Origin of the sequence: Kitasatospora sp. NPDC059146, from assembly GCF_042786665.1 — a bacterium.
Classification (GTDB): domain Bacteria; phylum Actinomycetota; class Actinomycetes; order Streptomycetales; family Streptomycetaceae; genus Kitasatospora.
Genome location: NZ_JBHZCY010000071.1, coordinates 33,675 through 42,886 on the forward strand (window position 1 = coordinate 33,675; position 9,212 = coordinate 42,886).

The 9,212-nt window shown below is 71.5% G+C and carries 9 protein-coding genes and 1 pseudogene; 6 read left to right on the forward strand and 4 right to left on the reverse strand.

What is annotated here, in order from left to right; translation table 11 throughout:
- Positions 1–349, forward strand: a pseudogene (locus tag ACFXPX_RS27045) (hypothetical protein); the annotation flags it as partial.
- Between the two features lie 153 nt (positions 350–502).
- On the opposite strand, the gene ACFXPX_RS27050 reads toward ACFXPX_RS27045, so the two are convergent.
- Entirely contained in the window at positions 503–925 is a 423-nt protein-coding gene (locus tag ACFXPX_RS27050) for a hypothetical protein (protein ID WP_380643744.1), read from the reverse strand.
- A gap of 72 nt (positions 926–997) precedes the next feature.
- Between ACFXPX_RS27050 and ACFXPX_RS27055 the strand changes: the two genes are divergently transcribed.
- Together ACFXPX_RS27055 and ACFXPX_RS27060 are read left to right on the forward strand one after the other, a co-directional pair.
- Positions 998–1,408, forward strand: coding sequence for a hypothetical protein (locus ACFXPX_RS27055; protein ID WP_380643747.1), 411 nt, complete (start codon positions 998–1,000; stop codon positions 1,406–1,408).
- Positions 1,409–1,683: 275 nt separating this feature from the next.
- The gene (locus tag ACFXPX_RS27060; RefSeq protein WP_380643750.1) at positions 1,684–2,268 is read left to right on the forward strand and encodes a DUF4145 domain-containing protein; all 585 of its coding nucleotides are present in this window, start codon (positions 1,684–1,686) and stop codon (positions 2,266–2,268) included.
- Positions 2,269–2,379: 111 nt separating this feature from the next.
- Here ACFXPX_RS27060 and ACFXPX_RS27065 read toward each other — a convergent pair whose 3' ends face one another.
- Complete coding sequence (locus ACFXPX_RS27065; protein WP_380643752.1) at positions 2,380–2,847, reverse strand: hypothetical protein; 468 nt, start codon at positions 2,845–2,847, stop codon at positions 2,380–2,382.
- 3 nt (positions 2,848–2,850) lie between these two features.
- Between ACFXPX_RS27065 and ACFXPX_RS27070 the strand changes: the two genes are divergently transcribed.
- Both ACFXPX_RS27070 and ACFXPX_RS27075 read left to right on the forward strand, forming a co-directional pair.
- A complete protein-coding gene (locus tag ACFXPX_RS27070; RefSeq protein ID WP_380643754.1) occupies positions 2,851–3,342 on the forward strand; it encodes a hypothetical protein in 492 nt (163 codons plus the stop codon).
- A 451-nt stretch (positions 3,343–3,793) separates the two neighbouring features.
- Positions 3,794–4,840, forward strand: a complete 1,047-nt coding sequence (locus ACFXPX_RS27075; RefSeq protein WP_380643756.1) for a hypothetical protein — start codon at positions 3,794–3,796, stop codon at positions 4,838–4,840.
- Between the two features lie 110 nt (positions 4,841–4,950).
- Here ACFXPX_RS27075 and ACFXPX_RS27080 read toward each other — a convergent pair whose 3' ends face one another.
- Both ACFXPX_RS27080 and ACFXPX_RS27085 read right to left on the reverse strand, forming a co-directional pair.
- Positions 4,951–5,496 (reverse strand): hypothetical protein, encoded by a 546-nt coding sequence (locus tag ACFXPX_RS27080; RefSeq protein ID WP_380643758.1) that lies wholly within the window; start codon positions 5,494–5,496, stop codon positions 4,951–4,953.
- A gap of 910 nt (positions 5,497–6,406) precedes the next feature.
- A complete protein-coding gene (locus tag ACFXPX_RS27085) occupies positions 6,407–6,568 on the reverse strand; it encodes a hypothetical protein (RefSeq protein WP_375897299.1) in 162 nt (53 codons plus the stop codon).
- An 807-nt stretch (positions 6,569–7,375) separates the two neighbouring features.
- On the opposite strand from ACFXPX_RS27085, the gene ACFXPX_RS27090 reads away from it, so the two are divergent.
- A complete protein-coding gene (locus tag ACFXPX_RS27090; protein WP_380643760.1) occupies positions 7,376–8,935 on the forward strand; it encodes a HEAT repeat domain-containing protein in 1,560 nt (519 codons plus the stop codon).
- Positions 8,936–9,212 lie beyond the last annotated feature (277 nt).

Consider the following 9,212-nt stretch of genomic DNA (forward strand, 5'->3'; position numbering starts at 1 on the left):
GAGCGCCTTCCAGCAGGTGCCCGGCAACTCCGGCATCAAGCAGGTCTCCGCCGTCACCACCGGCACCACGGTGCGCCTGTTCGCCATCGCCGCCGACAACACCGTCTACAACGCGAACGCCGACTACGCCGCCGGCACGTGGAGCTCCTTCCAGCCCCTGCCCGCCAACAGCGGCATCCAGCAGATCACCGCCAACGCCGTGGGCAACACCGTCCACCTGTACGCGGTCGGCTCCGACAGCCGGGTCTACAACGCGAACGCCGACTACAACACCGGGTCGTGGAGCGCCTTCCAGCAGGTGCCCGGCAACAGCGGCATCCAGCAGATCGCCGCCACCTCGGGCGCCTGATCCTGCGGGAGCATCCGCCCCGGAACGGCTCCCGAAGATCCGGAGTCGGCAGGCCACCGGCCCGGCCCAGGGATTCACTCCCCGGGTCGGGCCTTGCGCGTCCTGACCACAGCGGAAACCAACGGGCGCCAGCCCGTCCGGGTGGGAGGCCTGCTATACCCACTCCACCCCGTGCTCGGCGAGCTGCGCGAGCTGACCCGCGGCCAGCTTCGCCCGGCGGGCCTTCTGGTTATTGAGCCAGGTGCCCAGCGCGAACTGCGACACCACCACCTGCTCCTCGCCACCGGGGCCGGCCTCCACGGCCTCCACCGGCTCCTTGTGCGGGCGGGTCACCCGGGAACGACGCTCCCGTCCGACGAACTGGGCGAGCGCGGCCAGACCCTGGGCGAACCGGTCGCCGCGGGACACCTTCGGCTTCGCCTCGGCGGCGCCCTTCGCGGCCACCAGCTCCTGGTCCTCCTCGATGCCGATCGCCGCCAGCAGGTCCCGCAGGCCCAGCCTGCGCCGAAGCCCTCCGGCCCGGCGTTCCCTTGGACCCTGCCCTTCCCCGCGCCGCTTCCCCCGCCGCTGCCGCAAGTCCCCGCGGTCTATACGCCGGTCAACCCGAACGTGCAGATCCGCACCCCGGTTGCACCGCCGAACCCGCCGATGCCGGGCGACCCCCCGCTGACGCCCACCGGGCTGGCCGCGTGGGAGGCCGGCGCGACGCCGCACGCCGCCCTCACCCAGCACCCCCACCACCCCGACCACGCCCAGGACGAGGACGACGACCAGGACGACGGGCTGCTCGGCGACGTCCCCAGCCGGGTCCGCCGCCGGGCGGCCGGGATAACCCTGGAGAACCTCCAGCAGGCCCTCTACACCGCCCTCGACCGCGCCGGCCTCTACGCGCTCACCGACGCCGACCACCAGGCCGTCCGCGACCTCACCCACCACCTCGATCCCGACATGCTGCGCCAGGTCGTGAGCTGGCTGGAACGCACCCGCACCGCCGCCCTCGCACTGCGCGGCGAGCAGGTCCCGCCCACCCGTCCGAGGGTGCGCCGCAACCGGTTCTGACCCTTCCTCACGGCATGTGTGGGGGCCACCACGAGTTGCCCCTGCCAGTCAAAGTGCCATGCCCGCAAAGCGATTGGACGTAGAGCCTGTCGGTATGGCTTCTTGTCACCATGGCCTCTTCCTCGTACGGTTCCCTCAGCCTTCCCGACGTCCTCGCGCACGTGGACCGGGGTAAGCGCACGGCCGTCTGTCCCCACCCGGAGTGCGGTGTCGGGGTAGCGATGACCCTCAAAGACTCCCGGCAGGTCGGCCCCAAGCCGTCCAGTGTGTCGTCGGTGCATCACCCGCTGGTGGTGCGCGAGGAACTCTGGGCATGCGCCCTGTGCGGGCGAGGCATCATCGAGCTGGTGGTCCTGGAGCAGGGGGACGGGGTCGAGCCGGACAAGGCGACCGAGCTGTGGCGTAAGCAGGTCTGGCCCGAGCTGCTGCCGCGCGAGCTGGACCAGGCGGTGCCCGCCCCCGTCCGCAGCTTCTACGAGGAGGCGTCCCGCGCGGAGAACGCCGGATCGCTCCGCCTCGCCGGCGTGGGCTACCGTGCCGCCGTCGAGGAGGTCTGCAAGGACAAGGGCGCCGTGGGCGGCACCCTGTACGCGAAGATCGCGGACCTCGCCTCCAAGGGACTCGACCAGGACGTCGTGGACGCCCTCCATGCCGGGCGCGCGGTCGGAAACGACTCGATCCACCACAACCTGGCGTACGCCCCCGAGGAGATCGCCGACCTGGCAGAGATCATCAAGGAGGCCGTCGAGGCTCTCTACGTGCAGCCCGCCAAGCGCGCCCAGATGGCAGCTGCTCGGGCGCAGCGCAGCGCGGCAGCCAAGCTTCCTGCGCAGCAGCCAGCGACCTCCGCGGGCCCCTGACGGCTTTACCCTCCGAGCAACCGCCAGCGGTGAACAGCCGCCGCACCAGGCTTGCTTTAACGAAGGCGCCGGCCACCATCAGGGGGCCGGCGCCTTGCGCTGTGCGTGCCGTCAGTACCCGCTCCCGTAGAGGCGCTTGTCCCACTCGCCGGGCCAGACCCACTCGTACATCACCCGCCGCGCCCAGTAGCACCGGTTGATACCACGCAGGCGCTCGTCGTAGGACTCGACCGGGCTCGTCGACAGCGCGTTCCAGCGGTCCCGCCAGTACCCGTCAGCCTGGCGGAACGCGAAAGTTCCCCGGGCCTTCCGCATGTCGGCGAACGTCGTGGACGCCTCGACCTCCCGCTGGAGCTCCAGATACAGGCTGCGCCGCTGCGAGTGGGTGGTGGATTCGGCGAGGTCGCCGAGTGCGGCGACGATCGTTGCCCGGCCCTCGGCGAGGATCTCCTCGGCGGTCGGGGGCGGTGGCAGGAGGGAGGGCCTCTTGCGGACGGCGGCGACGGCGGCCTGGTGGTTCTCGCCGGTCTCGGCGGCCCGGGCCTGGGCGGCGTTCTTCCGGGCGTGGTTCTTGACCATCGGGTGTCCTTGCTGGTGGCCGGCCCGCGATCCGGGCCACTGGACGGCACCGAGACAGTCTGCTGTGAGGCGGGCGTTGATGCGGGGCACCGTCAGGACGTTGGTGCTGCCGGTCGCGGCCGTCAGCGGTCCGGGAGCGACACATCGAGCGGCCCGCCAGCAGGGTACCGGGACGGCCGGCACCGTCGGGCCGACTTCGCCTTGTGGCGCGCTGCTTCGTCGTCGGCACCGCTGTCCACAGCCAACCTCGGCCAGGGCGGCGCCATGATGATGACGAAGAAGGCCACAGCGCCCTGCCAGGCCCACGGCGCCAACGGCTGGGGTAACTGCCCGGTGGCAGAGCTGCGCACCGGCCAGACACGGCTCGTGGCGCTGCTGGAGCAGTACGCCGACGGCCCGCTGAACCTGGACTACCGGTTCAGCCCGGACAAGACCACCCAGCGGGTGCTCCGTCCCGGCTGCTTTGAAAGATCTTGTCGATTGATCATGTGTTGACCATTGGACTTGCAGAATCTGGGACTTCAGATCATGGATGTCTGACCTGCGGTTTTACTGCGGTGATCGACTGTCCAGGGCTTGCGGCCTGTGGCTTTGCAGAATCTGGGACTGCTGCCCAGTTCGGTCGGGAAAACCGAAAGGTATGAGGATGGGATCGCCTCAATGCTGTTGATCTTGATTCGGCGGGACGATCACCTGGACCCCTCCTCATGTCGGCTGCGGGCTGCCGCTGGTTTGGCCGACTCGGCTCGGGTGTTCGCAGAGGGCTGGTTCAGTCCATGGTGAACGGCTTGCCGTCGAGGGTGAGGATCTTCGGGTCGGTGCCCAGGCCTGTCAGGAGGAGTACTTGGGGGCTGCTGGCGCCGTGTGCTGCGTCGCCTTGGAGTTGCTTGTCGATGGCGTCGATGGTCGCCTGCTTCCAGGCGTTCTTGGGGGTGGCCAGGACCAGGTGCGGCCGGACGGTGTGTGGCAGGCTCCGGAGATCGGGGTGCCGGTCCTGATGGTCGAGGTCGACCGCTCCACCATGGCGCCGGAGCGGGTCGCGGCGAAGTTCACCGCCTACCGCGAGCTGTTCCGTACCAAGGTGAAGAGCACCGATCCCGCGCTGGCCGAGCAGGACCCGGCCGACTGCACGGTGCACTGGTGGCGCCGCACCTACCCCGGCCCCCACACCCGGCCCGGCTACCCGCCGGTCGCCCTGGTCGTCAGCGGCGCCGGGCCCGTCGCCCTGGCAGGCCGCCAGGAGGCCGTGGCGGACCTGTCGGCCGAGTGCTGGCGCGGCACCGGGTGGACCGTGACCCAGGATGACAACGACGGCGACGGCTGGCGCGAGTACGACGACGTCGTGCCCGTCCTCGCGACCACGCTGGAGCTGCTGGCCGAGTACGGCCCTCTCGGCCCCGTCTGGTGGCGCTACGGCCGCCCCGGCCGGCACTCCCTGCTCGACGCCCTGGAGAACCCGGACAACCGCGCCGCCTACAACCAGCGCCAGAAGGCCCGGGAGAAGAAGGCCCGCCAGGAGCACCGAAAGTGGATGCGCACCCTCGCCTGCGCTGACTGCGGCAACGTCCCGAAGAAGGAGAGCACCTGGCACTACGACCCCGACGGCAACCGCGTGGAGTGGACCCGCCAACCCGGCGACCGCTGCTGGACCTGCCACCAGGAACGAGAGGAACGCCTGGAGCGGGAGGCCCAGGAGCAGCTGGAAACGGCCCGGGCGGCGAACGCCGCGCTGCGCCCGTGCTGGACGTGCCGGGGCTCGATCGGGGGGAAGGAGGGCTCGAAGCTGGAGCTGACCGAGAAGGCCGGCCCGGATCGGCTGGAGTGCCCGCAGTGCGAACAGGACCGCGCCGTCAAGGACTTGGGCCCGCTGGTGCTGCCCGCCCCGACCAAGCGCGAGCAAGTGGCCGCGCTGGTCTCCACTCCAGACGATCAGTGGTGGGAGGAGCGGGTGTTGCACGGGAGGCTCTACCCGGCGAGGGGCCGTCCGGTGTGACCCGTGGTGCCGGGCTGGGAGGGGTGCCGGTGCCCGGCCGCCGTGGTGGCCGGCCGGGGCTTGTGGCTGTGCCCGGTTCGGAGGGCCGGGGGCGGGGCGCGGTCCGGGCGTTATGCGGGGGTGGTCTTCCAGCGCGTGTTCGGGGCGGGGGTGTCGTCGGTGAGGACGAGGCCGAGGGAGTGGCCGGCGTCTTCCTTGGGGTAGGCGGCGACGGACGTCTGCGTGCTGTGGCCCTTGAAGGTGTGGCCGGAGACGACGACGAACTCGCCGCGGAACCGGGAGTTCTGGAGGGTGAAGTCCTGGGCGGTGTTGCCGGGCTCGCAGGGCAGGGTCTGCAGGAACATCAGCCTGCCGTCGGGGACGGCCTGGAGGCACTTCTTGGGGTAGGCGGCGGGGTGGATGCGGTGGGCTGCGGCGTCGATGTTCCAGGTCTGCCAGGGCTTGTGCTTGTCGGTGCAGGGGCGGGTGGTGACGCCGTAGGGCTGGGCGTTGCCGGTGATGGTGTTGACGAAGCCGGAGCCCTCCACGGTCAGGTACTGGCCGTGTTCGACGTTCTGGATGAGCTGCCCGCCGCCGGCGGCGTGTGCCGGGGTGAGGGACAGGGGGCCGGCCAGGGCGAGGCCAGCGGCGAAAGTGGTCAGCGTTTTCTTGATCATGCCCGGTCCAACGACCGCGGCCATCTCAGGACACCTTCGAACGGGCCATTCAAGGAAGGAAGTTGAGGTCACGCGCGACCAGGCAAGGAGATGGTCTGCACCCTGGGCGATTCGTGGTGGGAGGACCGCGTGCCGCACGCGAAGCTCTATCCGGCGAAGGGCCGCAGGGTGTGACCTGTTGGTGGGTGTGGGCGTGGAATGGCCTCTTTTGCTGAGTTGTCTGGACCTTTGGTTGTTCCTGTCGGGGGTGTCCGGCGGTGGCGGGTAGTGGCGGTTCTGGTGACTCTGTTTGGTGGTTGGTGGGGTTGGGGTTCGGGTCGACCTGCTTGGGGGTGGGCCTGGTGGTGTGGGTTGTTTTCGGGAGTGAATTCCGCCGGGTATTTCGTTGGGCTGTTTTGGTGGATTGGCCGTCGGGTGGTGGTGTGAATCCGGGTCGGAATTTCGGGGCGGGGGGTGTTCGGTTTGGTGGGGGTTGGGCCCCCGCGTCGTCCGGCTTGCTGCACCCCTGCTCGGCCGCTGCCGTCCAGGCCGGGGCCGTTGTCCGTCAGGGGCCTGTTGCGCTTGCTCTGGCCGGGCTGGGTGCCGCCGTCCCGGGCCTGCGGTCCGGGCCGCCCGCCGTCCGGGCCGGGCACAGCGACACGGGCCGGCTGCGTCCTGGATCGGGGCGTAGTCCTGTTCTGGTCCCTGGTGATGGTTTGGGTCACTGGGTGTTTTTGCTGGTCAGGGCGGGACGAGGCCGGAGAGCAGCGGTTCACCGCCGTGCAGGACGACATGCGGGAGCGGGCGGGGCTGCCGGCGGGGGTGGGTGTAGCAGTGGTGAGCGGCGAGGTCGCACCTGTTGTGCATCTTGACCGCGGACCGGGTGAGGGGGCCGGCGGCCGGGTGGGTCGGCCCGGCCGGCGGCGGGGGCTCAGTGGTGGAGCAGGTGCTGTGCGAGGAGGGTGACGGGCAGGGCCCCGGCGGCGCCGGCCGCGCCGAGGAGCGCTCGGCGGCCCAGGACCCTGGCGTGGGACCGCCACCGCTGCCCGCGCGCCCTGGTGGGAGCCGCGAGCCGTTCCGGCGTAGGTTTCATGGTGATGCTCCTGTTGGTGAAGACGGGGTGTCGGTTGGGGAGCCCCGACCAGCGCCGGCCAGCGCTGGTCGATCACGGGGCTCCCCGGGCCCTGTCAGGCCGTCAGATACGGCCCGGTTGCCGGAAATGTACTGCCCGTGAGTACTCCACGCGGCGCCCGTCCAGGTCCGCCCTGAGGTACGCCCCGCCGTCCTGCTGCTGGGCCTGGTCGCCGTCCTGGTCGGCCGCCAGGCCGTCTCGCTGCGCCCGTCTCGGGGGTCCGGCCGCTGCCCGCCGTGCCCGCGCCCGCCCTGGTGGCGTCCCGCCCGCTGCCGGGTCGGCCCGCTGCTGCGCCCTGGCCGCGGTCCTGGCCGTCGTCCTGGTTCGGCGTTCGGTTTTGTGTCGTTGCTCCGGGAATTGCTCCGTTGACGTCGAGCGGGATTTCCTCGGCGGTCTGGAACGGCGGTCGCCGTGTCGGCGCGGAGGGCCGTAGGCCCCTTTCCGGTGTGCCTGAATTCGATTTCCGTCCGCTGCACCCCGCAAGGCTTTCCTGATGATCGGCGTGATGTTTTCAGTGGGTTCGGCGTTGCTGTTCGCTCGGGTTTGGGTGGTGGTTCTTCCTGCTCAGGGGCATTTTGTGAGTGGGCAGTGGTGAAGGGCCACGCTGATGTGGTGGTGAAGGATCACTCCGAGGTGCGGTGAAGCGCGGACGCCGAGCGTTATCGCGGCTGCCGGGGTCCGGCTGGCGGTGGTGAGGCCCTGGGCGGGGGTCTTGTGGGCGTTGTATATGGGAAGCGGCAGGTTGGTCGGCTCCGGCAGGATGGCGAGGTGAACTTCTTCTTCCGTCGTCAGCACCCCGTCCCGCAGCCTTCCCCGGGCACTGCTGCCCTGGAGCGTGTCCGGCTGCTGGTCGCCGGTGAGCGGTCCGCGGACGAAAGCGCGCTGGAGGAGTTGACCGCCGCGCTGTTGGAGGTCGGCGCGACCGGAAGCGCTGAAGACTCGTTCGAGGCGCTGCGCACGCTGACGGAGCGCCCGGCGTTGCTGCTGCGCCTGGACGCTTTCATACGGCGGGAGTGGTGGCACCCGACTCGCCCCACCCCGCGGCCCACCGAAGCCGACCCGGTCGCGCTCGCCCTCGCCGCCTTGCACGCCGACGGCCGCATCCGCGAGCGCGCGGTGCGCCGGATGCTGGACCAGCCGCACCCCGGGACGATGCCGTTCCTCGTGCTGCGCACCAGCGACTGGGTCCGCCAGGTTAGGGACGCGGCGAGCGCGGGCCTGGCCGTGCTGCTCCATGGCGACCCGCTGCTGGCCACCCCGGCGACCGTGCGTACGGCCCTGCTGATCAACCGGCGCCGACGCGGCGCATTCGCCCACGGCCAGCTGCTCGTGCCGTTGCTGACCGGGTCGACCACGGCCCTGGCCGGAACGCTCCTCGCGGCCCCCGAGGCGCCGGTGCGCCGCTTCGCCCTGGACGCCGTCGCCCACCGCCTTGGGATCCGTGACCTTGCAGCCCTCGCCGAGCGCGACCCCGACCGCCAGGTCAGGGCCCGGGCCGCCGAGGCCGCCGCCCGGCAAGCGGTGTGGACCGACCAGACCGAGCTGCTGCGCCGGCTGGCCCGCAGCCGTCACGCCGAGGTGCGCGTCACCGCCCTCACGGGGCTGATGCGCACCGGCTCCCCGCAGAGCGTGGTGGCGTACCTCGACGACCCGTCCGCGCAGGTCCGGGCCTTGGCACGGGAGGCGGCGCGCCGCACCGGCACGGACCCGCTGATGCACTACCAGGCGGCCGTCCGGGCCGACGAGCCGCAGGTCGGGGCGGTCGCGGGGCTCGCCGAGACCGGTGGCCGGGCCGACGTCCCCCTGCTCTCCGCGCTCCTGGACAACCCGGCGCCCCAGGTCCGCGTCCACGCCCTGCGGGCCCTGCGGAGCCTCGACGTGGTGGCCGTGCCCCGGGTCACGGCGCTGCTGCGGGACGACTCCGCCGCGGTGGTCAAGGAGGCCGCCGCGGCCCTCGTCTCCAGCGCCACCCGGCTGCCCGCCGACCTGCTGTGGGACATGCTCACCGACCCGCAGCGGCCGGCCGTGCGGCGCGCGGGCTACCGGCTGCTGAGCCGGCGCGACCGCCTCACCGCACTACGCGCCGCCGTCCTCGCGAGCGGCGACACCCACCCCCGGCTCGCCGCCCAGGGCAGGACCGACGCCACCACACGGATCCGCGAACTCACCCCGCACCCCTGGCTCACCCGCTCGGTCCCGACCCTCGACGCCGACCCCGCACAGGCCGCCGAACTGCTCACCCTGGCGGAGGAACGCCGCACCGTCCTCACCGAGGACGTGATCCAGCTGCTGCGCGACGCGCTTCGTCCGGTGCCCGGCAGCCGGTAGCCAGGTCGCAGGCAGGCGCACCTCGCGCGGCCAGCTCGTGTTCGGCGTGTGGTTTTCACCGGGTTCGGCGCAGGCGTTCACTCCTGGCCGTCTGCCGGTCTGCTCCGGCTGGCCGGGTTTCCCTATTCTCCAGCACTGCCCTCGAAGGCGGACCCGAGCTCTGACACCACCGGCCGCCGACCCGCCCTCGCCGTGGGGGTCGCCCGAGGGGGGGGGAACCCCCGCCCAACCACAGCAACAAAAAGATGCCTTGCCAGGGGCAACCTTTTATCCCATC